The organism is Krasilnikovia sp. MM14-A1259, from assembly GCF_047159535.1.
Lineage (GTDB): Bacteria > Actinomycetota > Actinomycetes > Mycobacteriales > Micromonosporaceae > Actinoplanes.
In genome coordinates this window covers 4,673,695-4,699,047 of sequence record NZ_BAAGAJ010000002.1, presented here as the reverse complement: position 1 = coordinate 4,699,047, position 25,353 = coordinate 4,673,695, and the positions used below count along the sequence as shown (strand labels likewise).

Below are 25,353 nucleotides of genomic sequence, written 5' to 3'. Positions count from 1 at the left end.
GGTGTGAGAGGCAGCGTCGAGCTGGTCATCAGGCAGTGACTCCATCGGTGGTGGCGGGTTCGGTGTGCATTCGCTGGTAGGCGTCGATCAGTGCGCCGAGCCAGGCCAGGGGGTGGCAGACGGTGCAGTCTTCGGCCCAGCCGCACTCACGGGCGGGGTGTGCGGTGTCGAGGTCGCGGGCGGCGTCCGTGAGGTGCTGGATGGTGTCGGTGGTGTGCGTCCGGTTCTTTACGTCGGTGGCGACCTGGGCGAGGGTGTGCAGCGGTGCGGCCACGGCGGCGAGGTCACCGGACCGGTTGTAGTGGTACGGGTCCGCGATGTGCAGGTCGCTGACGGTTGCGGCGAGCTGGCGGCTGAACTCGGGCAGGAAGTCGCCGTGCTGGTCCTGCTCGTCGCGCAGCAGGTAGTAGAGGACGAGGCCGTGGACCGTGCGGGTGGTAGTGGTCATGGTGGGTCCTTCCGGGTGGTGGTTGCCGTCGAAGGGGTTTCGGCGGCGTCTCCCGGACCCGCAACCTTGGTGAGGTTGCGGGCGCGAGAGGCAACGTCGAACGGTCATGCAGTGACAGGGCTGCCGTTACGGGGCCGGGTGTCGGCCGGGACGGTCGGGTGGTTTGCGAGTTGGGTGAGGATGTCGGCGGCGTCCGTGGTGGGGACGCGGAGCCGGACCGCGAGCTGGTTGGGGTTGATGTCGTCGCCGTGGCTGTGCCGGTGGGAGGCGGCGATGGTGCGGGCGCTGGCGAGCAGCGGTGCCGGGAACTTCTCCACGGCCGGGGCCGCAGCGGGTGCCGGGGCCGGAACCGAGGCGGCGGTGGCCGGGACGGTCGAAGCCGGTGCCGGGGCGGTCTTGTTCGCCGGTGTCGGGGTGCTCGGGATCTCCACCGAAGTGCTCTCGGGTGTGGCAGTGGCCCTGGTCGTTGGTGTTGCGGCGGCCGGAGGAGTCTCGGGGCGCGTGATGTCTGGTGACGGGGCGCGGGAGACGTCCGGCAGGGTTGCCGTGACCTGGTCAGTGGTGGGCCGGGTGGTGGTGAAGACGAGCTTGGACAGGGCGAAGAAGGCCAGCGCCGGGAGGGCGGAGACCATCCAGCCGAACACGCCGGGTGTGGCTACGGCGAGCTGCGCGGTCAGGGAGAAGCCGACAGCGCCGACCAGCAGCACCATCGGATAGCCCACGCTCGCATCGGGGTTGCGTCGGCGACGGCGGGCGATCTCGATCAGGGATGCGGTCGGGATGAGTTCGGAGATGACGGCGTTGGCCCAGCCGAACCAGTCGGCGGTGCCGGTGGGGCTGTGGTCGATGGTGAAGTCGTGGACGTGGTTGAACGAGGCCGCGCCGGCCATCACGCCGACGAGTAGCACGATGATGAGCAGGGTCACGTCTTGCAGCGCGTTCACACGCGACGACGCGGGACGGGACGCGGGTTTGGGTGTGGTGGTCATGGGATGTCCTCCGTGGCGGACATGGCCGAGAGGGCGATGACGCCGGTGCAGCCCAGGCAGAAGACCGGGGCGAGGCGCAGCACGGCCAGGTCGGCCGCGAGTTCGAGCGGGGTGTTGTAGTTCGCCGGGTAGACGGCGACACCGTCACAGCGCGGGCAGGGCTGGGTGCAGACCGGGCAGCGTTCGAACAGTTCACCGATCGCGTCGTCGCGTCCGGCGGGCATCTGCGTGTCGATGCAGTACAGGCAGTCGGTCATCGGGTGCCCCCAGCGGGTTCGCAGTCGAGGCATGCGCCGGTCCGGCGCGGGATGTAGTAGGGCTTCAGCTCTGCGCAGGTGGGGCAGGTGCGGCGCGCGGTCAGCGCCTTGTCGACGGCGGCCCGCTGGGCGGGCGTGGCAGTCCGCTTCGGCTTGGCCAGGTCGACGCGGTAGAGGAACGCTTTGCGGTCACCGCGACGCCACAGGATCTGGGCGGCAGGGGTTTGACCGCCGGGGCGAAGTCCGTCAGCGCGGAGCTGCCGGACCGTGGCCAGCCCGGAAGGGGCCATCTTGAAGGGGTAGGTGGGGATGCCGTACTTGCTGCCGGTGGGGTCGTAGAACACCATCGGGTCCTCCGATTCTTCGCCGGGAGCGCGGTCGTCGGCCTGGTCGTCAACGCCGTGCGGGCACGGCTGGCCGAAGGTGGGGAAGTCGTAGGTGTCGCGGTCGACGTCTTCGTGCAGGAACGGCGATTCGCAGACGGCGCAGACGATCGGGCCTTCCTCGAACGCTTTGGTGGAGAGGCGGATCTTGCGGGGGCATTCGCATTCGCAGGAGACGCCGTTGTTGTTGTTCGTCCGCTCCTTGCCGTCCCCGGTCGGTTCGGGATGCCGGTAGGCGTTGAGGGCGGTGGCGAGAGTGGTGATGGTGTCCGCGTATTCGGCGGCGGTGGTGTCGGTGAGGGTGCAGGGGGAGTAGCCGAGCCGGTCGTCTTTGCTGGCGGTGAGGCCGAGTTCGGCGGCGAGGGTGGCGAACTTCTTGTTGTGCCACCGGCCCTGCCGGGAGGTGTCCTGGATGCCGCGCGTGTCGGCCAGGCCGTGGGTGGCCTCGTGGAGCAGGGTGGTGAACACCTCGGCGGGGGTGCGCTTGAGTCCTTCGCCGGAGATGAGGACTTCGGGGAGTTGGGTGTCGCCGTGCTGCCAGCGCAGGGAGGCGAAGTGGCCCCACTTCATGGACTGGCTGCCCTTGGCGGGTGATCCGGAGCCGACGATCAGGACGGCGGCGGGGACCTCGGGGTGCCGGGTACGGATGGCGGCCCACGCGGTTTCCAGCGCGGACAGCAGACCGGCCGTGGTGAAGGGTTGACACGTACGTGTCACGTCGGCGGTGTCGGTGGTCATGCGGCTGTCCTCCGCTCGGTGTGGTGGCGGTAGGCGTTGGCGGCGGCGTGCAGCGCGCCACAGATGTCGGCCAGGTCGCGGCCGGGAGCCTTCTGCCAGTCGAAGACCGGGCCGTGTTGCCCGGCGTGGCCGTAGGCGATGAGGTAGGTGTTGAGCCATTCGACGGCGGCGGTGTAGGTGTGCCGGTCGTGGTCGGTGGCGGTGTCGAGGTACCAGCGGGGCTGGCCGAACACGGCGACCCGGATCGCGCCGATGATCGACGCCGGGTAAAGGCCGGTGCGGTGACACACGCAATTGCGGGTGCAGCCGTCGTGGTGGTCGTAGAGGCCGGCACTCGTCCAGCCATGGCGGGCCAGGTAGCAGGCGGCCCGGTCGAGGATGAGGTCCGTGTGGCCGGTCGGCAGAGCGGCGACCGTGGCAGTGGTGGTGGTCATCGCGGTTCTCCCGTCCTTAGAAGGGCTGGCAGGTGTGCTCGGGTTGCGTGCCGTGGCAGCCGCACGCCAGGTAGCCGCCGGAATCCAGCAGCGGCACGTCCGCCGCTACGGCGTCGAGGTCGGTGGTGGTGATGTGCCGCTGGTCGTAGTCGTCGGCGGCGGCGTTCAGGGCCGCGATGACCTGCTCGGCGGTACGGCCGTGCTCGTCGTTCCAGACCGCGACGTCGATCTCGGCAACGCCGCCGTTGACCCAGTCGGTCGAGGCGACGGTGAGGGTCAGGTATTCGGTGAGGACGTCGACGGCGTCGGTGAAGTCACCGCGGAGTGCCGGGTCGATGCAGGCGAAGGGGTCTTCGGTGCGGCGGCCGTAGGCGGCCATGCCGATAGCGCCCAGGGCGCAGCACGGCGGCAGTTGGGTCGTGTCGGTGGCGATGAAGGCGTAATAGTCGTCGGTTGCCCACCCGTAGGTGGTCAGGTAGCGGGCGGCTCCGCGCAGGGTCGTCGCCGGGGTGACGGTGGTGTTCTCGTCGGTGTCGGCAGCGGGGCCGGTCGGGTTTTCGGTACGGTGCATGACGCCACGTCCTTTCGTGGGCGGTGGTGGTGGCCGACGGGCCGGGCAGCTTTCCTAGGGCGTGGTCCGGTTCGTCGGCCGTTCCTATGGGGTCCTGCTGGTGGTGCCTTGGTCAGTCGTGCCAGCCGTTGCGGCAGGCGCGGCAGGTGGTGGAGCTGCGGCCGTACTGGCGCGGGTTGCGCCACAGGCGGCAGGTGGTGCACCGGATGGCGACGACGCGGCCGGTCCGGAACCGCAGACGCGGGCTAGTGGTGGTGTTCATCAGGCGGCGTCCTTCCACTGGTGGGGCAGCTCGATGGGGCTGCTGTGGGTGTGGCTTCGGGTCCACGCGGCGTAGTCCGCGACGCGGATGATGTCGGCGTTGGACATGAAGCAGGCTTTGACCAGGGCGGGGATGCCGCCTTCCGCGATGAGGTAGCCGCAGCCCTGGTTGTTCGGGTCGATCCGGTTGGAGCTGTAGCCGCGAGCGGCCCAGCCGTGGCCGAGGACGATGTCGGAGGACACGTCGTTGGTGCAGCGTCCGGCGAACCGCCAGGCGAACAGGTCCCGTAGCGACGGGGCGATGATGTCCGAGCTGGGGCGTTGGGTGGCGGCGACGACGATGATGCCGACGGCCCGGCCCCGGGCGACCAGGTCGCGTAGCAGCGCGACGAATTTCTCCTGGTCCTTCTTGTCCCCGGCGGTGGCGGAGAAGTAGGCGATCTCATCGATCGCGACGAGGATCGCGTTGAACACGTCGCGCGGGAGGAACTTCTGGCGGCGTACCGAGCGCAGGAACGCGTACCGGTTGTCCATCACGGTTTGCAGCCGGTGCAGGGTGAGGATGGCGAGGTCGAGGTCGGGTCCGACGAACACGTCGGCGGAGTCCTCCCACAGGCCGAGTTCGACCTGTTTGCCATCCAGCAGGCACAGGCTGACGTCGTGGCACAGGGCGGCGTGCCCGACGACGGTGTTGAGCAGGGATGATTTCCCGGCGCCGGGTTCACCGCCGATGAGCATGTTGCGGTAGATCAGCGGTAGGTAGACCGGGTGACCGAACTCGTCGATGCCGAGGAACAGCGGGTCGAAGATGGACATCAGCGTGCCGACGGGGACGGCCGGTGCGGCCCCCCGGACGGCGGGAACGGTGGTCATGGCTACTCCGGGGCTTTGCGGTCGAGGTGGGCGATGGTGCGGACGTAGGCGACGTCGGCCGGGCGGTAACAGATCCGGACACCGGAGATCGACATGCCCGCCGCTTCGGCGAGGTCGGCCAGCCGGTACGGGCAGGGGCGAACCTGGGTGCGGGCGTAGGCGACCAGGCGGCGCAGGCACAGGAGGGCTTGGTCGCGTTCGTCGCGGGCGGCGGCGAGGTCATCGAGCAGGGTGGCGGAGTCGAAACGCAGCGGGCGGGTCATGTCGGGGTGCTCCTTCAAGGGATGGTGGGTGGTGGTCCGGCGCGGCGCTGGTGACCAGGGGTCGACGGCCGCGCCGGAACACGTCGGGCAAGGGTTTTGACACGTAGGTGTCAGGCGGTGCGGGTTAGTTGAGGTGGGCCTTGCTCGCCGGGGCGATGGCGATCTGGTCGGGCTCGCCGAACACGGCGCTGATTGCGTCGCTGAGGAGTTGTTTGTCGACGTGGCCGTCGAGCATGAGCGTGGCGTGGACACAGCCGTGGATCAGCGAGCAGGGGTGCGGCAGGTCCAGGTCGACGATGACCACGCCGGGAGTCCGGTCGAAGGTCATCGCGGCTGCGGTCACCACGGGGTACGGGCCGTACAGGTTCACGGCGGTCGACGGGACCGGCGGGTCGTACATGTCGTCGGCGGTCTGCACGTCGAGGGTGAAGCCCAGGTGGCCGACCTCGATGTGAGTGTTGTGGTCGAACATGGCTGGCTCCCAAGGGTTAGGCGTAGTCGCTGGGGTCGTAGTCGTCCGGGGATGACGGTTCGGCCGGGCGTTGGCGGCGCGGCCGGGTGTCGTTGTCGTTGGAGGACCGTTTGCGGGGGGCCGGGACGTCGGCCAGGTTCACGCCGGTCGGGGCCTGTGTCGGCAGGGCGAGGGTTGGTGTGTCGTCGGTGTGGTTGGCGGGGACTTTGCCGGGCAGGTTCGACCGGACGGTGCCGGTCAGCGGGTCACGGCGCAGGATGTCGACGCGGATGAACGCCGCGTACCGGGTCGAGGCGGGGGCGACGCGGGCGTCGGTGCCCCAGCAGGCGGTGGCCAGCTTGTGCATCTGGTCGTCTTGTTCGAGGTTGCGGATCGACAAGCCGGGGCGGAGCCAGATCCAGACCCGTTCCCCGGCCGGGGTGGGCCGGGCGAGCATGATCAGGGGCAGGGTGCCTTCCCGGTTCGTCGCGATGAACGCGGCGAAACAGGTCCGCAGCCGGTGCCGGACGGCGAGGCAGTAGAACGGGGCCAGCATCCAGAACCGCGAGGTGCGGAACAGTGCCGGTGTGCCGAACCCGACCGTGACCAGCAGCAGCGCGAGCCACAGCGGGGTGACGTTCATCAGCCACGTCCAGCCGTAGGTGCCGGCCAACCCGATCAGGATCTCGGGTAGCCACCACCAGATGATCCGCAGCACCGGCCAGATCACGATCAGCACATACAGTGCTGAGCCGCAGGTGCCGCCGACGAGCAGGCCGAACAGGAACCCGAGGATCGGGTGCCAGTAGTGCGACGCCACCGTGGCGGTCAGCAGGCCGACCACGAACAGCGCCACCCAGAACGCGACCTTCGCCTTGCGGCGCTGGCTGTAGCGGGTCGGGGCCTCGATGACCGTGACGGTCTGCCCCTTGTTGTTGCGGCCGAACATGCCGCGACCGGTGCGCTCACTCATGGCACGCACCGCCCCGGTAGCAGCCGTCGCACTGCAGGTAGCCGGGGTATATCTCGCAGCCGCGGGCGTACCAGACCCGGCCGGTGACGGGCGCACGGTCACCGTTGGCGGCGGCCGGGAAGACGGGGTCCGGGAAGTCGCTGCCGAAAGACAGCCGCAACCGAGGGGTGTTGAGGTGGAAGGGGCGGATAGACTTGGACACGACGATTCCTCCCTGTTGCAGGGCTAGGGAATTGGGTTGAACAGGTGCGGGGCCGCACTGGACGCCAATCTCTGGCGGCCCCGCGTCCTGGACTCAGGTGGCTACAGGAGCCAGCAGATTCAGGGGATCTAGGCGGCCACCTGGCCGCTGGACACGACCACGTCCAGGGCCGAAGCCTTGAACGCGACACCGTTGCGCGTCTTGCCGTTCTGCTCCGAGACCCACGGCAGAGCCTCCAGATCGACCGGAACGACCCGGTCACCGTCCTCGGCTACCGGCTTCTCCGCACTGACGATCGTGACGTTCAGCTGACCGGACCACTTCCGGCCGACCGCACGGCCACGCCCGAACATCGGCGCGGTCCACATCGGCAGACCCGTCTCCCGGTCCAGCTTCTGAGCGCCCTTGTCGTCGAACTTCGGCACGATGTCGTCCGCCATCTCATAGATGACGTTCGTCGTGTCCAGCATCAGACGCGGCTGGCTACTGATACGAGGCTGTGGCATAGCTGACTCCCTTGATCGATGTCGCGCCCACCATGGGCGACTGACTATGCCTAGAAGCATCCATCGACAGAGGGTGACGTATTCACCACACAGCAGGACGACTCGGGACGTCCTCGTGTGATAAAGTCGTCCCTAGGAAATCCCTCCCGGGAGGCAAGCATGCCGAACGAACGTCTTCGCGACGCCCTCCACAAGCAAGGTCTGACACCCACCGAGCTGGCCGCACGCGTGAAGGTTGACCCAAAGACCGCCGAGCGGTGGGTTACCCAGGGGCGCGCGCCGTACCCGAAGTACCGCAGCGCGATTGCCGCTGCGCTCCGGGAAAGCGAGTCCTACCTGTGGCCGGATGCCTACTCCGACGAGCGTAGGAACGAGGCAAGCCAATCCGAGGTAGCCCACATCTATCCTCGCCGAGGGGCCTTACCGCCCGAGCTTTGGCAACGACTTCTCGACGGCGCAACTCGGCAGATCGGCATCCTGGCCTATGCGGGCCTCTTCCTGCCCGAGCAGCATCCGCGCTGGGTGCCCACCATGCGCGCGAAGGCCGAAGCCGGGGTACAGATCGAAATCCTGCTTGGAGATCCGGACGGTAGCCAGATCGCCGAACGGGGTGAGGACGAAGGCATCGGAGACGCGATGGCAGGCAAGGTGCGCAACGTCCTTGCCTTCTACCGGGAGTTACGAGACCTGGAGAACGTCGCCATCTACTTCCACAACACCACGCTGTACAACTCGATCTATCGGTTCGATGACGACATGCTCGTGAACACCCACCTGTACGGAACTCCCGCCGCATATGCGCCGGTTATGCACCTTCGGCGCATTGCAGGGGGTGAGCTTTTCGACAACTACACCGCGAGCTTCAACCGGGTCCTGTCGAAGTCACGGGTCGTGTGGCCCGAGGCTTGGTGAGACCATGGAAGCATGTCCCGTACGGAGTACCTGAACGATCCCAACGCACCGAAGGCCAACAGCATCGTCGTGGCCGTCACTGCCTTCGTCCTGGATCGTCAGGACCGTGTGCTGCTGATCCGACGAACCGACAACGGGCTGTGGGCACTCCCAGGCGGGGCGCAAGAGTTCGGCGAGTACATCGCGGATGCCGCAGTGCGAGAGACCAAGGAAGAGTCCGGAATAGACATCGAGGTTGACGGTCTAATCGGGATCTACACCAACCCGAACCACGTCGTCGCCTATTCAGATGGCGAGGTCAGGCAGCAGTTCTCCATTTGCTTCAGAGGTCACTACCTCGGCGGCACACCGCAGCCGAGCGATGAATCCTCGGAGGTACGATGGGTTCCCCGCAGCGACTTGGACTCAGTTCCAATCAATCCATCTATGCGGCTGCGCATCGACCACGGCTACGAGAACCGCTCAAGCCCCTACATCGGTTGACCGGGCGAGAGCGGCCTCGGTGCGGCGAACCGCCTCCATCAATTCTGGCTCCGCCTTCTTCCAGAACCGCGTTACGGGATCATCCGGGCCATATCTACGGGCGATTTCCGCAAGCCGATTTTCAACCGTGAGATCGGATCCGTCTGGTCCCGTAGTCATGTCTGCGTACCACAGCGCGTCAGCGGTAGGTGACATTTCCTGGTTGAACTCCGCAAGGAGAAGTTGGTCAAGACCCCGTTCGACGGATTCATAACGCGCGCATGAGTGATATGCAACAAGCGATGCAACCCTCCGGTCGAAGCCGTTACGAGCCAGCCACCGTGCCCCATCCAACGCATGAAGACCGGTATCTTTCAAGGGCGGAGAGTACCCGACATCGTGCAGCCACGCCGCCGACACTAGCGCATTAAAATCGACCCCAGAAATGCGCCGACCAACCTTCTCGGCTTTGGCGGCTACCGCCTTGACGTGCTGCCAGCGCACAGGCAGGGCAGCGGATAGCAGTCCCTCGGACGCCGAGGCTGCGCGCTCAGGGCTGTCATTCGTCATGCGGTGATTCTAGACAGTGGGCATTGTCCAACGAAATCCGCACCCCTTCAGCGATCAACGGCAAACGACGGGACACAGACGACGGGCAGACGACGGGCCAGCAGACGACGGGCAATTCTTGTGATGAATTTCTGTACGGGTTTAAACGGCCCGCTGGCGCGGGCCGGTCGCGCCGCCCAGCAGGGCCGCGCCGGAGGCGCGCCGCGCCGGGCACGCGCCCTAGCCTGGCGGCACGGGCGCGACCCGGGCGGTTCCAGCCCTGCGGCAGGCGCGAACGACCAATAGCCCCAGAGCCGTACCCGCAGATCGGGGCAAGGTTCCAGGGCTATTCGTAGTCGCGGGGGCCGCCTATCGTGCGGGGATGGTCGGGATCTTCGATCGACCACGGGCCATCATCGCCGGGTGGAGCCGCCGCAGGCGATGGATTGTTGCGGTCTGCCTGATGGCCGGCTTCTGCCTCTGCGGCCTGGGAGCCGTGCCGATCGTGGCGTTGCTCGACTACACGCAGCGGCAAGGCGACGCGTTCGGGACGCCCGTCGAGGCGGCCGACGCCTACCTGTTGCAGCTCAACCTCAACCTCGCGGCGGTCGGCGGCGAGCTTGATGAGGTCGGGTTGTCCCGGGCTCTCGATGCGGACCGTCGTGACGAGCTGCTGAAACAGTGGGAAGGGCTGCGGACCGAGATCGGCCGGACGGACCCGCCACCGAGCAAGCTGACCTGGTCGTCATTCCAGAGCACCAGCCAGGGCGGCGAGACGGTGACCGTGACTGTGCCGGTGTCGGCGCAGTGGTCGGGCGGGACTGCGACCAGCTACAAGAGTGAGCCGCATCCGTGGACCTTCACCGCGAGGCACCAGGACGGAGGGTGGAGGCTCAGCGCCGTGCAGCCCTACCCGTGGTGCGGCGGGTACGTGGACCAGGCGCACTGCCACTAAAGACCTGTCCTCGCCGGACGGGCAGGCTCCCAGGATGATCCCGACGGGCCGGTCCCGGCCCGAGGGTGGTCAAGGTCGGTGCGGAGTCATCCCGGCCGCCTGCCCAAGGGATGCCAGACCCCCGCCCGGCCGTCAAACGGAAGAGCTGTTTGACACCCGGGCGGCGGCCCGGCATGGCGAAGCCCAGGCGACCGGGATGACTCCTTGGGGATGGGGGCGTGGCGATGGCGGGTGCGCCAAGTCCACGGGGGTCGCTGGGGGAGCTGTCCGGATCGTCTTGATTCGTGTACCGGATAGCGGTATGACGTCGGCGGCGTGACGATGGCGTGGTGGGGCTCCTGGAATGCGTGGTCGAGCAGTTCGGCGACAGGTTGCTGGTACGGCTGTCCGGTGACCTGTCGCTGGACAGTGCCCCGCAGGTTCGGACGGCCTTGTTGAAGGCGCTGGCGGAGCAGCCCGACGCAGTGGTGGTGGACCTTTCGGGCCTGGTAGTTCGGCAGCCGCTCGCGGCATCGGTGTTCGCGGCGGTGGTCCGGCAGGCCGCGATGTGGCCGGGCACGCCGATGCTGGCGGCGACCGCGGATGAGGAGATGGCACGGCTGCTTACTCGACGCGGCAGAGGCCGAATGCCAGTATTCCGATCGGTCCAGCAAGCGCTGTCGGTGCCCGCCCGGCGCCGGATGACGCTGATCTGCGACACATTGCTGCCGGTGGCCGAGGCCGCTAGTCGGGCGCGGGAGCTGGCCACCGAGGCGTGTGCCCGCTGGGAGCTGCCGCACCTGACCGGGTCGGCATGTCTGATCGCAGGCGAATTGGCCACCAACGCGGCGGTGCACGCGGGCACGTTGGCCGCGCTTCGGTTGACGCTGGGCCGCCGACTCTTGCTGATCAGCGTGCGGGACGGCTCCACCGCCGCGCCCTGCTTGGGGGAGCCTGGGTCACTAGAACCGACCGCCGGGCGAGGGCTGCTGCTGGTGGACGCGACCGCGCTGTGGTGGGGCTGGCACCTGCACGAGGACGGCAAGACCGTGTGGGCAGGCCTGCGCGCGGGGCGGTCCGCCAGCGCATGAGCCGAACCTGCCAGTTCAGCGACGGTGCTGCGGTCGGCCGCTGGGCGGTGCGTCCAGGTGAAGGCGGCGGTGCCCGCGGGCACCGTGTCGGGGTAGGACGCGGTCATCGTGCTGAAGCAGGTCGAGCAGCTCGACGATGCTCAGCACCTTGCGGACGATGCCGTGGGCGTTGGCCACGCGGTAGTAGCAGCCGTGTCGGATGGCTGCGGCCCGGCCCTCCAACAGGCTGGTGATCCCAGCCGCAGCGAGGAACGACACCTGCCGCAGGTCGATGATCAGCTCGGTGGTCTCCGGTCGGCTGGCTGCCTGAGTGATGCGTGCGGCCAAGGTCGGTCCGACGGCTTGGTCGATCTCGCCCCGAACGATCAGGCGGCTGACTCCGTCACGACCGCGCTCTTCACACACTCTGAAACATTCCGTCGTACCCACCCCTGCCGGTCTGCCCCACCCCCGCGCGCTCGTCTCGCAAGTTCCATCCTGGCACCGAGACCAAGATCAGATAGGGATCTCCACTGACCGTCATCACGCGGTACCGGTGGTGCGTTTGGCCGGCCGCCTTCTGGATTGGAAGGCGGCCATCGGGAACACTTCCCGCCTTGGCGAGCGCTCAAACCCGATAGTTGTCAGGGGGAATAGACAGGCGATGCGGTGGGCACCATGAGTGATAACCGTGGCCCCCGAGATCTCTCCGGCGCTTGAAGGAGGAGGCCACATGGCGCTCATTCTGGTGGCTGAGGACGAGGACGACATCCGAGCCGTGGTTGTTCGAATCTTGCTTCGGGCAGGCCATGAAGTGATTGACGCCGCAGACGCCGCGGTTGCACTACACGACGTGCGGGAACGCCACCCCGACGCCGTCATCAGCGACCTAGACATGCCAGGGATGTCCGGCGTTGAACTCTGCCAGGCCATCCGTGCCTGTGCGGACACGGCCGACCTGCCCGTGATCTTCGTCAGCGGGACTCTGCTGCCGGGTGACCACCGCGCTGCTGATGCGCGAGCCACCGCGCTCCTGAGCAAGCCTTTCCTCTCGCGGGACCTCGTCGACTGCCTTGATAAGGCGCTAACCGCCGGGCATCACGATGGACTGCCTCCCATGACGTGCCCGTAGAGCCAGGGCCGCGACTCTGGGGTCGTCGGCTCCAGCAAGCCCGCACGACAGCGACGGCAGCCGCCCGACGGGAAGATCATCCGGTCGGCGTCTCCGCACCCGTCCTCATGACGGACGATTCTTGTAGGCCGTCATTTCGGCCCAACTCGACAGCTCGGGCGGCACAGTCTCCAGCATTCGCCGAAGCATCGCCCGCGCGTCGCCCTCCTGGTCAAAGTAGTGGAGCACTTCCCGGCCCTCAGCTCCACCCACGCGCCCAAGAACCTGCCATCCGGTGGCGGTGCGGACCAAGTAGACGTCATGGCGGGCCATGCCGTAGCGGCGGTTGAACCAGTGCTCCACCCGCTCGACCATCTCGGCAGCGTAGAACACGTGTACGAGACGATCAAGGTTCGCCAAGATCCACTACGACACTTCCACGACAAACGGCTGGCAAAAGCAGTGTCAAACGTCGGCAACCTATGGCAGCGCCACCGCAGGTCAAAGGGGTCAGCAAGGTCCATATGCGCGCCCGGCGATATTCGGGGTTCGAGTCCCCTGGGCTCCACCAGGCATTCTCGCAGCTCAGAGGGCATCCAGACCTTCCTCGTCGGCTTGCGAAGTCCCCGTGTTGGGTGATCCGGTCAGCGGATCGTCAGTCTCAGCCTCAAAAGCGGCCCTGGTCAAGAAAGCGGCATCCCTGCCGGTCGTTGGAGCTGGTGGAGTTCCGGTGTCGGCCGGGTCGACACGATCTGCTGGTGACGCCCGGCATGCTGTAGGCATGACTGAGGAGCCGAAAGCGCGGTCCGCCTTGACCGGCGGCACGACATCCGCTTCACCACCGGTGATCTCTGTGATGCTGATCGTCCCGGAAGCAGACGCTGCGGTTGCCTGGTACAAGGCTGCTCTGGGCGCGACAGAGCTGTGGGACCTCGGCGGTGTTGCCGGCCTTGAGATCAGTGGCGCCGCCTTCTTCCTCCATGAGGTCAATCCCCGGAACCCGGCAGAGACCAGCCCCGGCCAGGCGGGGGTCACAAGTACCCGCATCGAGGTGTTTGTTGATGACCCCGACAGCTTCATCGAGCGCGCCGTCACCGCGGGCGCTGAAGCCGGAGCGGGAATCGAGGATCACCAGGTGCCCTGGGGGACCCACCGCCAAGGCGGATTCACGGACCCGTTCGGTCACAAGTGGTCCGTAGGCGACAAGTCACCTCTGGGTCCGTTCCCACGCTGAACGTCGGTCTGCACATAGGACGCAACCGTCAGCTCGTACGCTGCGTCGGTGAAGAGACCCCAATCCTCCTGCGGCGGTGCTTGTTGCTGATCCGCTGATCATGGTGGCTGCCTGGGCAGTGTCAGGATTCCTGCCCGCTGTGTCGACCAGGGCCCGAGGGCTTTCCCGCAGCCTGCAGCTGATCGACCAGAACCAGGCAGAACCTGTCGTAGCAGACCCCGACCATGAGGTTGGCCAGCGCGTCGTTGGCCAGCGACGCTTCCGGTGTGCCAGGGAATAACCCGCGGAGCAGGGAGAATGTGTCGACCGCCTGCTGGCGCTGCTCGGCCGCCACGCAGTCACGGCCCAGGTCGAGCAGCGTACGGGCGATCTGTTGCCGGTCGGCGGCTGGTCCTTGGGCGGCGAGCTCGTCGAGGGTGAGCTTGCCCAGGGCGATATTGCGATCAGCACGCCGGATCCGGCCCGCGTACGTGGCGTGGCCGAGGTGGTGCAGCTGCAGCGTGGCCGCGGGTAGGACGCCCTGATCCGGCGCCGTGGAGTCGGGCCGGACCAGCCGCTCGTGCACCCGTCCGGTCCAGGAGACCGAGTCCGGCCGGTACAGCCGGGTCTCGAGCTGGGTATGGGGACCGGTGGGGTGCGCGCCGTCGACCTGTACCAGGAGGGCGTCAGCGGTCTCCTCGGCCAGCCGCAGCCGTAGCGCGCCGGGGTCGGCAGTCACCCGGTGGTCCGCGTCGACGGCGAGAATCCAGGTCGCCGGGCAGCCCTGTCGCGCCTCGTTGCGCGCGGCTGAGAAGTCGTCATGCCAGCTGCCGCGGGTGACGGTGGCGCCGTACCGGGCGGCCACCGCCAGAGTGCCGTCGGTGGAGCCCGTGTCGTGCACGTAGATCTGGTCGACCACGCCTGCGAGCGACTCCAGGCAGGCGGGCAGCATCGCGGCCTCGTCCTTGACGATCAGTACCGCGGCCAGCAGTGGCCGGGCCATAACTATCTGTTCGGCAGGCTGGGCCGCATGCTGAGCCGGGCCGGCCGGTCGTTCCGATCGTGAAGTGCGAAACCAGGGCCTCGAGGCCGCCGGACGACAGCCTGGGTCCTGACGGCGCCAGCGAATAGGCGTGCCCGCGGATCGCGGATGTCCCCTATCTCGGCGGGAGGATCAAGACGTGATCACCGGTAAATCATGTCGGACTTGCTCGACGTGTTCGCAGACGTCAAGACGCGGCGACGCGACGGCCCTTGAGGCCGCCAAGACCACTTGAGACAGAATCCGCCTATGCCCCTCACGAATGCGCGCGACGTCTACCTGGTCGCGGGGTCGCGGGCTGTCTCCGTCTGCGGAGACTTCCTCGCCGCCACCACACTCGCGCTCGTACTCCAGCAGGCGGGCCACGGCGGCGTGGCCGTGTCGGGCCTGACCATCGCGGCGGCGCTGCCGATCGCGTTGCTGGCGCCGCTCGCGGGCCGCGTGGTCGACCGAGTGGACAGCCGTACGCTGCTGGTTGTCGTGGGGTTCCTGCAGGCTGCGGTGTGCGGCCTCCTGGCGTACGTGAGCAGCCCGGTCCTGATCGTCGCCCTCGTTGCCGTGCTCGCGTCCGGGCTGGCGTTCACGCAGCCCACGTTCGGGGCGCTGGTGCCCGAGATGGTCCGTCCCGACGAATTCGGCAGGGCCAGCGCCCTGGTGCAGACCGCGGGGCAGATCGGGATGCTGTCCGCACCCGCGCTGGCCGGCCTGCTCGTGGGACATGCGGGGGCGCGTCCCGCGCTGCTGCTCGACGCGGCGAGCTACCTCGCGCTGGTGGGCGCCGGCATGCTGATCCGTACGCGCCGCCGTCCGGATGCCCGGAGGAGGACCACCGTGGTCACGGATCGGGGATGGCGGGTCCGTGACGACCGTACGCTCCTGGTCATGATCGCGGCGCTCGCTGCCGCCTGCGCAGGGGTCAGCCTGATCAACGTGGTCGACGTCTTCTTCGTGCGGGAGACGCTCGGCGCCTCGCCGGTCTGGTACGGCGTCATCACCGCCTCGTGGACCGCCGGCCAGCTGATCGCCACGCCGTTCGTCGGCCGGGTCGACCGCAACCGTGTGACCGTGCCGCTGATGCTGCTGGTCACCGCGGGTGCCAGCGTCGCGATTCTGGCGATCGCCGCCGTGCCGAGTGCGGCCTGGATGCTCGTGCCGATGACCGTCGGTGGGCTGTTCAACGCGGGCATCAACATCTTCAGCAAGGTCATCCTGGTGGACCGTGCCCCGTCCGAGCACCGGGGAAAGGCGTTCGCCACGTTGAGCGCGTCCGTGCAGGGCGCGATGCTGGCCGGCCTTCTCGCCGCCGGGCCGCTGGTCGACCGTTTCGAGCCGCGGCTGCTGGTGCTGGTGTCGGGCGTCGGCGGTGTGTTCGCGACGGCGGTGGCCTATCCGGTGGCGCGGGCGCGACGTGCCCCGTCCGTCACCGTGGTGCCCGACGATCTGCCGCCCCGTGAGGACAGCGTGGACAGTGGAGCGGGAGCGTCAGCCGGACGCGGGTAGTGCAGCGTCGGTTCGTGAGCCACCAGCGGCGTCCCGCGCGCGGTTACACCACGCTCGGTCGGTCGAGGCTGGATGCCAACATGTGGCCCTGTGCGCCGAAACGCCTGGCCAGCTCCCGTCGGCCGGCTTCTCCGTACTCGGCGGCGTAGGCCAGCTCGTCCAGGGTCAGCAGTTTGATGTTGATGAGCCGGATCGTGGACAGAGGCCCGGCGACCGTCGCCGGCGGCTGTGCGTCGGTCAGGCCGAGCAGAACACCGACGCGCTCGTCGGCATTGATGAAGTTGCCGGCGTACGGGTCCGGTATGCGTACGTCGTAGAGCTCCATCGACAGCAGTCCGATGTCGTCGATCAGCTCGGCGAGGCCGCCGTGGCGGGCGGCGTTGTTGCTGGTCTGCCAGACCACGTCCCACAGCCAGGAAGCGGCGATCGGGTCGATCGGGTCGGTCGTCGTGGCGTAGAACTCGTGCCCCAGCCCGTTCGTGTCCGGCTCGTCCTCGTCGTACGGGTCGGACAGGCCGTCACTGGCCAGCAGCAGTTCGCCGGGCCGGCGGCCCACCACGTACGCCTGCCGGATGTTCGGCCACGCCGGTCCACCCGTGAACACCGGGTTGACGAGATGGGTCAGCACGTCACCGTCAACGGCGCCCCATTGTGACCAGGCCGCTACCCGGGCATCGAACGACTGTCTCGTCAACTCGTCATGATCCACGGAGCGCACCGTACACAGACCTCGCAAAGCCCGGCCGCGACCTGCGAAAACCGAGCGGGCGCGAGGGTTCCTCCGGTTTGCCGTGGTGATCTAGCCTACGTGGCCATGGGTGGCATAGCACCGTGGCAGCTCATCCTCTGCCTGCTGATGACTGCGCTGATCGCGTTCGGCGCGTTCATCGCAGTTGCCGCCCTGCGGGCGGCACGCAAGCGGTAGCACTGCCTCGTGGCCGAGACCACGAGCGCGAGCTTTTTGCGTACGGATATGAGAGCCGCAACCCGGGCCGGCGGAGTTCCCCCGGCGTAGCGTGGCCGCATGGCTGATTTCGTCCATGCCGACCTGCGGAACGCGCGGTTCGAACGAGCCGACCTCACCGGCGCCCAGTTCTTCGCCGTCGACCTGCGCGACGCCCGGCTGCGCGGCGTCGACCTGTGCGGCGTCGTCATGCGCGGCGTCGAGTTGGGCAACGTCGCCATCGACGGCGAGATCGAGAACGTCACGATCAACGGGGTCGACATCGGGCCGCTGGTCGAGGCCGAGCTCGACCGGCGTCATCCCGACCGGGTCAAGATGCGCCCGACGGACCCGGCAGGTTTCGTCGAAGCGTGGGACATCGTCGAGCGGCTGTGGGCAGAGACGGTCGGCCGGGCGCGCCGCCTGCGACCGGAACTGCTGCACGAGTCCGTCGACGGTGAGTGGTCGTTCGTCGAGACGTTGCGGCATCTCGTGTTCGCCACCGATTCCTGGGTCGGCCGGGCGCTCCTCGGTGACCCGGCACCGTGGGATCCGCTGGGACTCCCGTGGGACGAGATGCCCGACACCCCGGGAGTGCCGCGTGATCGCGAGGCGCGGCCGTCGCTCGACGAGGTGCTGGAGCTGCGCCGGGACCGGATGGCCACGGTGCGCCGGTTCATCGAGGCGTTGACCGCCGAATCACTCGCTGCCGACACCGAGCCGGTCGAAGCCGCGGGCTGGCCGCGGCCGCGCAGCTATCCGGTACGCCAGTGCCTGTCGATCGTCCTCAACGAGGAGTGGCAGCACCGGCTCTACGCCGAGCGGGATCTGGCCGTGCTCGCGGGTGCATGATCCGGCAGACGACCGCGGTGGGATCATGGGCGCCGTGACGACTGCGACCTGGTACACCGATTTCGCCGAGCGCGAGGCACACGGGGTGTCGCCCGCCTACGAGCGCCTGGCGCACGCGGTCGCGAGCGACGACGATCTCCTCGCCCGGCTCGACACGCTGCCGGAGCCCAAACGCCAGCCGAACCTGCTGTTCGGGGCCGTGCGGCTGCTCGGCGGCCCGGTGCTGGACCCGGCCGCCTTCCGCCGGTACGTCATGGCGAACTGGCCGGCGATCGAGCGGGAGATGCGCGCCCGGGCCACGCAGACGAACGAGGCCGGCCGGTGTGCGGTGCTGCTGCCGGTGCTCGCCGCGTTGCCGCAGCCGATCGCGCTGCTGGAGGTCGGCGCGTCGGCCGGCCTGAATCTGTACCCGGACCGGTACGCCTACCGGTACGGGACCCACACGGTCGGCACGGGCGAGCCGGTTCTGGAATGTGCCGCCACGGGTGTGGACACACCGACGTCGTTGCCCACGTGGTGTGGCGGGCAGGGCTGGACCTGAACCCGCTCGACGTGACCGCCCCCGGGGACCTGGCCTGGCTGGACGCGTTGATCTGGCCCGAGCACGAGCACCGGCGCGCTCGGCTGCAGGCGGCGGCCGCGGTCGCGGCGGCGGATCCGCCGCTGCTGCGCCGAGGCGACCTGGTCGACGATCTTCCGGCCCTGGCGGCGCTGGCGCCGAAAGATGCCACCCTGGTCGTGTTCCACACGGTCGTGCTTTATCAGGTCCCGCCCGCGCGCAGGACCGCGTTCACCGAGCTGGTGCGGGCGTTGCCCGGCCATTGGCTCAGTCTCGAAACCCCGGATGTCCTGGGCTTCGACATGGCATCGCCGCCTGCCGCGGGCGTACACCACGTGCTCGCGCTGGACGGCCGCCCGTTGGCCTGGGCCGGAGCGCACGGCCAGGCGATCGTGGGGATCGGCTGACTCCACACCGGACACCGCAGCGGTCACCATTCACTTTCATGCTGCGTACCGGCGACCTCGCGTATGGCCGTTCGGGTGTTGTGCGGCGGCGGTCACGGGGACGAACATCCACCTGTGACGATGCGTACGGGTGGGCTGCTGACGACCGGTGAGGCGGCCGTCCTTCTGCGCTCGTCCCGGGCCCACGTCGTGGACCTGTGCCTGCGCGGCCTGCTGCCGTACGTGCGGGTCGGCGGCGACCGGAGGATCCGGCGGGCCGATCTGGAGGCGCTGGTCCACCCCAGCCTCGGCCCGGCGGAGTTGCGGTCGTTGTGGCTGCACCGGGCGGTGGCGGGAAAGCTGGTCGCCGACCCGGGCGGGGTGCTCGCGGCGGGTATGGGCAACCTGCACCGGTTACGCCGAATGCATCCGGACGGCAGCGCCTGGGAGTGGCTCGACCGCTGGGAGGTCGTGCTGGAACAGGGCGTCGAAGCGGTGCTGGACGCGCTGACCTCGTCCGCCCGGTACGCCGTGGAGTTGCGTCGCACCTCCCCGTTCGCCGGCGTGCTTACGGAGCGTGAGCGGCACACGGTGCTGGCGGCGCTGGCGGAGAGCCGCCGCGACCGGGCCCGCCCGATGAGCCCGGAACACCGCGAACGCGTGCTGCACCACGTGTGACCGATCGTTTCTTGCGCTCTGTCCGACGTATCTGACGTTCTGTCTGACGTATACAGCGGCCCGGTCACCGGGCGCTCGTAACGGCGGCCGGACGGTCACGATGCGGGCCGCGCCGGATGACCTTCAACACGCTGACGGCGCTGCGGTGCGCGCCATCGGCTCCGGTTGCTTCAGCCGGACCTGCTCGGGCCGATGGGAAGAGTGAACAGAGGGGGGTGGATCTGTGACCGGCGGCGCGCCCGCAGCCGAGCAGTTGTCGGCTGCCCTCCTGACGATGGAGAACGAGATCGTCTGGGACGCCGAGGCCGGTTACGCCGCCGCGGCCGAGCTGGAACGGCAGGCTGCCACCCTGGGCGACGAGTCGCTACTCGTACGGGCCCGGTTCTGCCGGATCTGCATGGAGATGCGTACCGGGGATCTCGCGGGGGCCGCCCGGCAGATCCACGACGTCCATGACTGGGCGGTGGCGCACGGCGACCGCAATCTGCAGGCGCGAGCCCACCTGAACTGGGCGAACATCCACCGGCTGTCCGGTGACGTGGCCAAGTGCCTGGAGCACTCGGTCAGCGCGGTCGAACTGCTCGACGACGACGCCACCCCGTACATGCAGATCAACCACCGCACGCGGCTGGCCGACGCGCTGGGCCTCAACGGCGCGATCGACGCCGCGCGGGTCCGGTACCGCCAGGCCGAGGAGCTGGCCCGGGAGCTGGACCAGCCGGAGCTGCTCACCATGTTGCTCAACAACTGGTCGTACACGGAGTACACCAGCGGCGACTTCGTGCGGGCTCAAGAGGTGGCGCGGCGACTCCAGGCGCACGCCGACGAAAACGGATTCGAGCTCGACCCTGCCGCGCTGGACACCATCGGGGTGATCCAGATCGAGAACGGCGAGTACGCCGCGGCCGTGGACACCATGCGCGCGTGCCTGGCCCAGTACGAGGCCGGCTTCAGTGACGACGCCGACGACCTCGCCGAGTATCAGCTCACCATGGCCCGCGCCCTGCGCGGGCTGGGCGCGGTCGAGGAGGCGCAGGCCAGCCTGGACGCCTCCCGGGAGCTGTGCATCGAGCGGGAGCTGCACGAGGTGCAAGTCCGGGTGCACGAGGAGCAGGCGGAGCTGCACGCCCTGCGCGGGGAGCACGCCGCGGCGTTCGCGATGCACAAGGCGTTCTTCGCCGCCCATGAGCGGCTGGGCTCCTTGCAGCGGGAGGCGCAGGCGCAGAACCGGCTCGCGGAGTTCGAGACGGCCGAGGCGCGCGAGGAGGCGGAGCGGTTCCGCGAGCAGGCCCGCCGCGACCCGCTGACCGGCCTGCACAACCGCCGGTACATCGACGAGGAACTGCCCGGCCTGATCGCCGCCGGGTACGAGCTCACCGTGGCGATCGTCGACCTGGACTACTTCAAGCGGATCAACGACGAGCTCTCCCACGAGGTCGGTGACCAGGTGCTGGTGCGGACGGCAGGAGTGCTGGAACGCGAGCTGGCCGCGGCCGTGCCGGACGGTTTCGTGGCCCGGATGGGCGGCGAGGAGTTCCTCCTGGTCCTACCCGCGACGCCGGTCGCCGCGGCGGCCGCGCAGCTCGACGACATCCGGCGGGCCGTCCGGGCGCACGATTGGCGTGATGTCACCGGCGGCCTGCCGGTCACGGTCAGCATCGGGGTGGCGGGCGCCGACGAGGCGTCGACGCGCAGCCAGTCGGCCGTGCTCGCCCTGGCAGACCATCATCTGTACGCCGCCAAGCGCGCGGGCCGGGACCGCGTGGTGGCCGGCCGCGAGTACCGCGCACGCGCCTTCCGCGACCGCTGAGGCATTCATCGGGAACGAAGATCATCGATGACGTTTCACGTGGAACGTCATCGACGGAGGTCGACGGAATCCCGGCGCAGTATTTCCTCGAACGCCGACCGCAGCACGGCGGGCTCCTGCGCGCCCTGCAGCGCGTACCGGCCGTCGACGATGAACGTCGGGACGCTCGTGATGCCCAGGCGGTCGGCCGCCGCCTGGTCGGCGTGCACCTGCTCGGCACCCGCTCCCGAGCCCAGGTACGCCAGGGCAGCCGCCTCGTCGAGACCGATCGTCCCGGCCAGCCGGGCCAGCGCCGGGTGTGACCCGATGTCGGCCCCGTCCAGGAAATGGGCCCGCTGCACCGCGTTCAGCATGGTGGCCTGGCGGCCCTGATGCGCCGCCCAGACGACCAGCCGGTGCGCGTCGAACGTGTTCGCCGCGACCGCCCGCTCGAAGTCCACCGCCAGCCCTTCGGCCGCGGCGACCTGGGTGAAGTGGGCCCACATCCGTTCCACCCGGGCCGGTCCGCCGAACCGGGCGGCCAGCACCGACTTCAGTGGCAGGGGCGCCGGCACCGGGGAGCGGTCGAGCTGGTACGCGCGGAACGTGACCGTCGAATGGGCGCCGAACTCGGCGAGCGCGTGTTCGAGGCGACGCTTGCCCAGGTAGCACCACGGGCAGATGATGTCCGACCAGACCTGGATGTCCATCGCGCTCCTCCCGGCTCAGGCCGACTGTTCCCGCACCTGGCGCTTGAGGCGTGCCAGGATCGCGGTGCCGCCCCGCACCCGCAGCGGGCTGATGGCCTGGCCGAGGCCCATCCGGTCGTACAGGTCGTCGGGGACCGCGAGGACCTCGGGGGTGCCCGCACCGGCCAGCCCCTCGGCGAGGATGCCCGCGAACGCGCGGGTGGTGGGCGCCTCCGGCGGGCAGTCGAAGTACGCCCGGACGACGCCGTCGGGCTGCACCTCGGCGCGCAGGAAGAACGCGGTCTGACACTCGGGGACCTGCTCCATCCCCTGGTGCCCGGCCAGCTCGGCGGGCAGGGCGGGCACCGCGTCGGAGAACTCCAGCAGCATCTCCAGCACGACCTCGCGCGGCGCGGACGCGAACTCGTCGACGATCTCGGCGAGCTTCGGCGGCATGTCGGTCACGCCTCGACCCTACGCGTGCGGGTCACGCCGGAGCCGGATGTCGAGAGCAGCGACACATCGATCGCCGCCACGATTCCGGCCCCCGCGAGCCGCGAAACCAGTGCCTGGGTCCCGCCGCGGGACACGGAGGCGTCAGTCTGCCGCGGCATCCCGGGCGCGCCGGACAACCGGCCACCGCGCCCGGGGACGATCCCGGCTATCGCGACGTGAGCAGGCGCGGCACGTCGATCAGGCGGACCTCGTCACGCTGCCCGGTGCGGCGGTCGCGCAGTTCCACGTACCCCTCGGCCAGACGGCGGCCGACCACGACGGACCGCGCGATACCGATCAGCTCGGCATCGGTGAACTTCACCCCGGCCGACAGCTGGGGCCGGTCGTCCACCAGCACCCGTAGCCCGGCCGCGACCAGCTCGCCGCCCAGCGCCACGGCCGCCTCGGTCTGCCCGTCCTTGCCGGTGGCGACGATGTGCACGTCGGCCGGGGCCACCTCGTCCGGCCAGAGCAGGCCCCGCTCGTCGTGGTGCTGCTCGGCGATCGCGGCCACCGCCCGGGACACCCCGATGCCGTACGAGCCCATCGTGGGGCGCACCGGTTTGCCGTCGGCGCCGAGCACGTCGACCTTGAACGCGTCGGTGTATCGGCGGCCGAGCTGGAAGATGTGGGCGATCTCGATGCCGCGGCGCATGGTCAACTCGCCTTCGGCGCAGGCGGGACAGACGTCCCCGGCGCGCACCTCGGCGGCCTCGATCGTGCCGTCCGGGGTGAAGTCGCGCCCGGCCACCACCGAGGTGGCGTGCTTGCCGGCCGCGTTCGCCCCGGTCAGCCACGCCGTGCCCGGCGCCACCCGGGGGTCGGCGAGGTAGCGCAGCGTCAGCCCCTGCGGGCCGATGTAGCCCTTGACCAGTTCGGGCCGCGACGCGAAGTCGTCGAACATCGTGGCCGTGGCCGGGCTCAGTGCCGCGTCCAGCCGCTTCAGGTCCACCTCCCGGTCCCCGGGTACGCCGATCACCAGCAGCTCGTCCTCGGCGCCCGGCCGGTGCACCGTGACCACGACGTTCTTCAACGTGTCGGCGGCGGTCCAATCGGTCCGGCCGTCCAGGGCGCGGGCGTTTGCCAGCGCCACGAGCGAGGCGATCGTCGGCGTGTCCGGCGTGTCGTGCACCGTCAGCGCGCCGGTCGCCGGTGTGGTGACCTCGGGCACCGGGGTGGTCACCGCCTCGGTGTTGGCCGCGTAGTCGCAGCGGGTGCACCCCACGTACGTGTCCTCGCCGACCGCCGCGGCGGCCAGGAACTCCTCGGACGCCGAGCCGCCCATCGCACCGGACATCGCGGCCACGACCGTGTGCTCCAGCCCGAGCCGGGCGAACACCCGCTGGTACGCGGCGCGCAGCGTGGCGTACGCGGCAGCCAGCCCGTCGTCGGACAGGTCGAACGAGTACGCGTCCTTCATCAGGAACTCGCGCCCGCGCAGTAGCCCCGCCCGGGGCCGGGCCTCGTCCCGGAACTTCGTCTGGATCTGGAACAGGATCAGCGGGAAGTCCCGGTACGAGATGGTCATGTCCTGGACCAGGAGGGTGAAGAGCTCCTCGTGCGTCGGCGCGAGCAGATACTCCGCCCCGCGCCGGTCGGTGAGCGTGAAGATGTCGTCGCCGTACTCGGTCCACCGGCCGCTGGTCTCGTACGGTTCGCGGGGCAGCAGGGCCGGGAACGCCACCTCCTGGGCACCGGCCGCGGTCATCTCCTCGCGGACGATCGCGCAGACCCGGTCGAGCACGAGCTTGCCCAGCGGCAGCCAGGTGTAGCCGCCCGGGGCGGCGCGGCGGACGTAGCCCGCGCGCAGCAGCAGCCGGTGGCTCGGCACCTCGGCGTCCGCCGGCTCCTCGCGCAGGGTCCGGAGCAGCATGGTGGACATTCGCAGCAACATGGTCGCAGCGTAGGGATCACGAGACGGATCGGTCACGCCGGTTTCGGGGTGTCGGCAGCGTCACGCTGCCGTGCGCCTGCCGATGCCCGGTGTAAAACTGGCGATGCATCGAGGTGAGCAGACGTTAAGGGGGCGGCCGATGGGCTGGGGCAGCTTCGTGGCGATGGGGGACAGCTTCACCGAGGGGATGGACGACGCGTACCCGGACGGCACGTACCGGGGGTGGGCGGACCTGGTCGCCGCGCGCCTCGCGGTCGAGGCCGGACCGGACTTCGGGTACGCCAACCTGGCCATCCGCGGCCGCCTGCTCGATCAGGTGCTGGCGGAGCAGGTCGAGCCGGCCCTGGCGATGCGCCCCGAGTTGATCAGTTTCGCCGCCGGCGGCAACGACGTGCTGCGGCGCAAGGCCGACCCGGCCGCGCTGATCGCCCGGATCGACCCGGTGATCGGCCGGATGCGCGCCGCGGGCGCGGACGTGATCCTGTTCCGGTTCGCGGACGTCGCGGCCATGCTGCCCGGCCAGCGCCTTGTCGGCCCGCGCGCCGCGGTCCTCAACGACGGGGCCAAGCGGCTGGCGGACAAGCATGGCGCCCACCTCGTCGACCTGCACGGCGACGACACGTTCCACAACCCGGCGCTGTGGAGCACGGACCGGCTGCACCTGTCCGAGGCCGGCCACCGGCGCGTCGCGGCGCACGTCCTGGGCGCGTTGGGTGTCGAGGTCGACGCGGAGTGGCTGCTGGCGCCCCCGATGCCCCCGCCCGCCCCGTGGCTGTCGGCCCGCGGCGCGGACCTGCGCTGGGCCGGGCAGTACCTGGCCCCGTGGCTCAAGCGGCGGCTGACCGGCGCCTCGTCCGGGGACCTGGTGACCGCGAAACGACCTGCGCTGGCGCCGGTGCCGACGGCCGAAAAGGGATAGCGTGGGC

The 25,353-nt window shown here is 69.3% G+C and carries 32 protein-coding genes and 1 pseudogene; 12 read left to right on the top strand and 21 right to left on the bottom strand.

Annotation, left to right across the window (positions count from 1 at the left end; all coding sequences use genetic code 11):
- Positions 1-28 precede the first annotated feature (28 nt).
- The 13 genes from ACMCNK_RS21355 to ACMCNK_RS21295 all read right to left on the bottom strand — a co-directional run bounded on the left by ACMCNK_RS21355 (position 29) and on the right by ACMCNK_RS21295 (position 7,349).
- Positions 29-448: a hypothetical protein gene (locus tag ACMCNK_RS21355; RefSeq protein WP_412738158.1), complete on the bottom strand. Its 420-nt coding sequence runs from the start codon at positions 446-448 to the stop codon at positions 29-31.
- A 104-nt stretch (positions 449-552) separates the two neighbouring features.
- Positions 553-1,437, bottom strand: a complete 885-nt coding sequence (locus ACMCNK_RS21350; protein ID WP_412738157.1) for a DUF2637 domain-containing protein — start codon at positions 1,435-1,437, stop codon at positions 553-555.
- Entirely contained in the window at positions 1,434-1,694 is a 261-nt protein-coding gene (locus ACMCNK_RS21345; RefSeq protein ID WP_412738156.1) for a hypothetical protein, read from the bottom strand. Before ACMCNK_RS21345 ends, ACMCNK_RS21350 begins: the two co-directional genes overlap by 4 nt.
- Positions 1,691-2,041 carry an RRQRL motif-containing zinc-binding protein gene (locus ACMCNK_RS21340; protein WP_412740939.1) on the bottom strand — a complete coding sequence of 117 codons (351 nt, stop codon included), beginning with the start codon at positions 2,039-2,041 and terminating at the stop codon, positions 1,691-1,693. The genes ACMCNK_RS21345 and ACMCNK_RS21340 overlap by 4 nt, the downstream gene beginning before the upstream one ends.
- A gap of 770 nt (positions 2,042-2,811) precedes the next feature.
- Positions 2,812-3,249, bottom strand: a complete 438-nt coding sequence (locus ACMCNK_RS21335; RefSeq protein ID WP_412738155.1) for a hypothetical protein — start codon at positions 3,247-3,249, stop codon at positions 2,812-2,814.
- Positions 3,250-3,265: 16 nt separating this feature from the next.
- Positions 3,266-3,820: a hypothetical protein gene (locus tag ACMCNK_RS21330; protein WP_412738154.1), complete on the bottom strand. Its 555-nt coding sequence runs from the start codon at positions 3,818-3,820 to the stop codon at positions 3,266-3,268.
- Positions 3,821-3,932: 112 nt separating this feature from the next.
- Entirely contained in the window at positions 3,933-4,082 is a 150-nt protein-coding gene (locus ACMCNK_RS21325) for a hypothetical protein (protein WP_412738153.1), read from the bottom strand.
- Positions 4,082-4,954 carry an FtsK/SpoIIIE domain-containing protein gene (locus tag ACMCNK_RS21320; RefSeq protein WP_412738152.1) on the bottom strand — a complete coding sequence of 291 codons (873 nt, stop codon included), beginning with the start codon at positions 4,952-4,954 and terminating at the stop codon, positions 4,082-4,084. The genes ACMCNK_RS21325 and ACMCNK_RS21320 overlap by 1 nt, the downstream gene beginning before the upstream one ends.
- A gap of 2 nt (positions 4,955-4,956) precedes the next feature.
- Positions 4,957-5,217 carry a hypothetical protein gene (locus ACMCNK_RS21315; RefSeq protein WP_412738151.1) on the bottom strand — a complete coding sequence of 87 codons (261 nt, stop codon included), beginning with the start codon at positions 5,215-5,217 and terminating at the stop codon, positions 4,957-4,959.
- 124 nt (positions 5,218-5,341) lie between these two features.
- Positions 5,342-5,689: a hypothetical protein gene (locus ACMCNK_RS21310; protein ID WP_412738150.1), complete on the bottom strand. Its 348-nt coding sequence runs from the start codon at positions 5,687-5,689 to the stop codon at positions 5,342-5,344.
- Between the two features lie 16 nt (positions 5,690-5,705).
- On the bottom strand, positions 5,706-6,641 hold the full coding sequence (locus tag ACMCNK_RS21305; RefSeq protein WP_412738149.1) for a hypothetical protein: 936 nt from the start codon (positions 6,639-6,641) through the stop codon (positions 5,706-5,708).
- On the bottom strand, positions 6,634-6,843 hold the full coding sequence (locus ACMCNK_RS21300; RefSeq protein WP_412738148.1) for a hypothetical protein: 210 nt from the start codon (positions 6,841-6,843) through the stop codon (positions 6,634-6,636). Before ACMCNK_RS21300 ends, ACMCNK_RS21305 begins: the two co-directional genes overlap by 8 nt.
- Positions 6,844-6,971: 128 nt before the next feature.
- Positions 6,972-7,349 carry a hypothetical protein gene (locus tag ACMCNK_RS21295; RefSeq protein ID WP_412738147.1) on the bottom strand — a complete coding sequence of 126 codons (378 nt, stop codon included), beginning with the start codon at positions 7,347-7,349 and terminating at the stop codon, positions 6,972-6,974.
- A 159-nt stretch (positions 7,350-7,508) separates the two neighbouring features.
- Between ACMCNK_RS21295 and ACMCNK_RS21290 the strand changes: the two genes are divergently transcribed.
- Entirely contained in the window at positions 7,509-8,261 is a 753-nt protein-coding gene (locus ACMCNK_RS21290) for a helix-turn-helix domain-containing protein (RefSeq protein WP_412738146.1), read from the top strand.
- 12 nt (positions 8,262-8,273) lie between these two features.
- Entirely contained in the window at positions 8,274-8,744 is a 471-nt protein-coding gene (locus tag ACMCNK_RS21285; RefSeq protein WP_412738145.1) for an NUDIX hydrolase, read from the top strand.
- Here the strand turns inward: ACMCNK_RS21285 and ACMCNK_RS21280 are convergent.
- The gene (locus ACMCNK_RS21280; protein ID WP_412738144.1) at positions 8,724-9,293 is read right to left on the bottom strand and encodes an HD domain-containing protein; all 570 of its coding nucleotides are present in this window, start codon (positions 9,291-9,293) and stop codon (positions 8,724-8,726) included. The two genes, ACMCNK_RS21285 and ACMCNK_RS21280, sit on opposite strands and share 21 nt — an antisense overlap.
- A 361-nt stretch (positions 9,294-9,654) precedes the next feature.
- Here ACMCNK_RS21280 and ACMCNK_RS21275 point away from each other — a divergent pair, with 361 nt between their 5' ends.
- Together ACMCNK_RS21275 and ACMCNK_RS21270 are read left to right on the top strand one after the other, a co-directional pair.
- Positions 9,655-10,227 carry a hypothetical protein gene (locus tag ACMCNK_RS21275; protein WP_412738143.1) on the top strand — a complete coding sequence of 191 codons (573 nt, stop codon included), beginning with the start codon at positions 9,655-9,657 and terminating at the stop codon, positions 10,225-10,227.
- A 329-nt stretch (positions 10,228-10,556) separates the two neighbouring features.
- Entirely contained in the window at positions 10,557-11,297 is a 741-nt protein-coding gene (locus ACMCNK_RS21270; RefSeq protein ID WP_412738142.1) for an STAS domain-containing protein, read from the top strand.
- Between the two features lie 15 nt (positions 11,298-11,312).
- Here ACMCNK_RS21270 and ACMCNK_RS21265 read toward each other — a convergent pair whose 3' ends face one another.
- Positions 11,313-11,702, bottom strand: a complete 390-nt coding sequence (locus ACMCNK_RS21265) for an STAS domain-containing protein (protein WP_412738141.1) — start codon at positions 11,700-11,702, stop codon at positions 11,313-11,315.
- Positions 11,703-12,009: 307 nt separating this feature from the next.
- On the opposite strand from ACMCNK_RS21265, the gene ACMCNK_RS21260 reads away from it, so the two are divergent.
- Positions 12,010-12,408 (top strand): response regulator, encoded by a 399-nt coding sequence (locus ACMCNK_RS21260; RefSeq protein ID WP_412738140.1) that lies wholly within the window; start codon positions 12,010-12,012, stop codon positions 12,406-12,408.
- A 105-nt stretch (positions 12,409-12,513) separates the two neighbouring features.
- On the opposite strand, the gene ACMCNK_RS21255 is transcribed toward ACMCNK_RS21260, so the two are convergent.
- Positions 12,514-12,762 carry a hypothetical protein gene (locus ACMCNK_RS21255; RefSeq protein WP_412738139.1) on the bottom strand — a complete coding sequence of 83 codons (249 nt, stop codon included), beginning with the start codon at positions 12,760-12,762 and terminating at the stop codon, positions 12,514-12,516.
- 406 nt (positions 12,763-13,168) lie between these two features.
- Between ACMCNK_RS21255 and ACMCNK_RS21250 the strand changes: the two genes are divergently transcribed.
- A complete protein-coding gene (locus tag ACMCNK_RS21250; protein ID WP_412738138.1) occupies positions 13,169-13,621 on the top strand; it encodes a VOC family protein in 453 nt (150 codons plus the stop codon).
- A 121-nt stretch (positions 13,622-13,742) separates the two neighbouring features.
- Here the strand turns inward: ACMCNK_RS21250 and ACMCNK_RS21245 are convergent, their stop codons facing one another.
- Positions 13,743-14,603: a glycosyltransferase gene (locus ACMCNK_RS21245; RefSeq protein WP_412738137.1), complete on the bottom strand. Its 861-nt coding sequence runs from the start codon at positions 14,601-14,603 to the stop codon at positions 13,743-13,745.
- 288 nt (positions 14,604-14,891) lie between these two features.
- On the opposite strand from ACMCNK_RS21245, the gene ACMCNK_RS21240 reads away from it, so the two are divergent.
- The gene (locus ACMCNK_RS21240) at positions 14,892-16,142 is read left to right on the top strand and encodes an MFS transporter (protein ID WP_412738136.1); all 1,251 of its coding nucleotides are present in this window, start codon (positions 14,892-14,894) and stop codon (positions 16,140-16,142) included.
- Positions 16,143-16,185: 43 nt separating this feature from the next.
- Here ACMCNK_RS21240 and ACMCNK_RS21235 read toward each other — a convergent pair whose 3' ends face one another.
- The gene (locus ACMCNK_RS21235) at positions 16,186-16,851 is read right to left on the bottom strand and encodes a hypothetical protein (RefSeq protein WP_412738135.1); all 666 of its coding nucleotides are present in this window, start codon (positions 16,849-16,851) and stop codon (positions 16,186-16,188) included.
- 315 nt (positions 16,852-17,166) lie between these two features.
- On the opposite strand from ACMCNK_RS21235, the gene ACMCNK_RS21230 reads away from it, so the two are divergent.
- The 4 genes and pseudogenes from ACMCNK_RS21230 to ACMCNK_RS21215 all read left to right on the top strand — a co-directional run bounded on the left by ACMCNK_RS21230 (position 17,167) and on the right by ACMCNK_RS21215 (position 21,370).
- Positions 17,167-17,937, top strand: a complete 771-nt coding sequence (locus ACMCNK_RS21230) for a DinB family protein (protein WP_412738134.1) — start codon at positions 17,167-17,169, stop codon at positions 17,935-17,937.
- Positions 17,938-17,962: 25 nt separating this feature from the next.
- Positions 17,963-18,903: pseudogene (locus tag ACMCNK_RS21225) on the top strand (DUF2332 domain-containing protein).
- Between the two features lie 120 nt (positions 18,904-19,023).
- Positions 19,024-19,560: a helix-turn-helix domain-containing protein gene (locus ACMCNK_RS21220; protein ID WP_412740938.1), complete on the top strand. Its 537-nt coding sequence runs from the start codon at positions 19,024-19,026 to the stop codon at positions 19,558-19,560.
- A 223-nt stretch (positions 19,561-19,783) separates the two neighbouring features.
- Positions 19,784-21,370 carry a diguanylate cyclase gene (locus tag ACMCNK_RS21215; protein WP_412738133.1) on the top strand — a complete coding sequence of 529 codons (1,587 nt, stop codon included), beginning with the start codon at positions 19,784-19,786 and terminating at the stop codon, positions 21,368-21,370.
- Positions 21,371-21,417: 47 nt separating this feature from the next.
- Here the strand turns inward: ACMCNK_RS21215 and ACMCNK_RS21210 are convergent, their stop codons facing one another.
- The 3 genes from ACMCNK_RS21210 to ACMCNK_RS21200 all read right to left on the bottom strand — a co-directional run bounded on the left by ACMCNK_RS21210 (position 21,418) and on the right by ACMCNK_RS21200 (position 24,427).
- Positions 21,418-22,059, bottom strand: coding sequence for a DsbA family protein (locus tag ACMCNK_RS21210; protein ID WP_412738132.1), 642 nt, complete (start codon positions 22,057-22,059; stop codon positions 21,418-21,420).
- Positions 22,060-22,074: 15 nt separating this feature from the next.
- The gene (locus ACMCNK_RS21205; RefSeq protein WP_412738131.1) at positions 22,075-22,503 is read right to left on the bottom strand and encodes a SufE family protein; all 429 of its coding nucleotides are present in this window, start codon (positions 22,501-22,503) and stop codon (positions 22,075-22,077) included.
- A gap of 196 nt (positions 22,504-22,699) precedes the next feature.
- A complete protein-coding gene (locus ACMCNK_RS21200) occupies positions 22,700-24,427 on the bottom strand; it encodes a proline--tRNA ligase (RefSeq protein WP_412738130.1) in 1,728 nt (575 codons plus the stop codon).
- Positions 24,428-24,566: 139 nt separating this feature from the next.
- Here ACMCNK_RS21200 and ACMCNK_RS21195 point away from each other — a divergent pair, with 139 nt between their 5' ends.
- Entirely contained in the window at positions 24,567-25,346 is a 780-nt protein-coding gene (locus ACMCNK_RS21195) for an SGNH/GDSL hydrolase family protein (RefSeq protein WP_412738129.1), read from the top strand.
- Positions 25,347-25,353 lie beyond the last annotated feature (7 nt).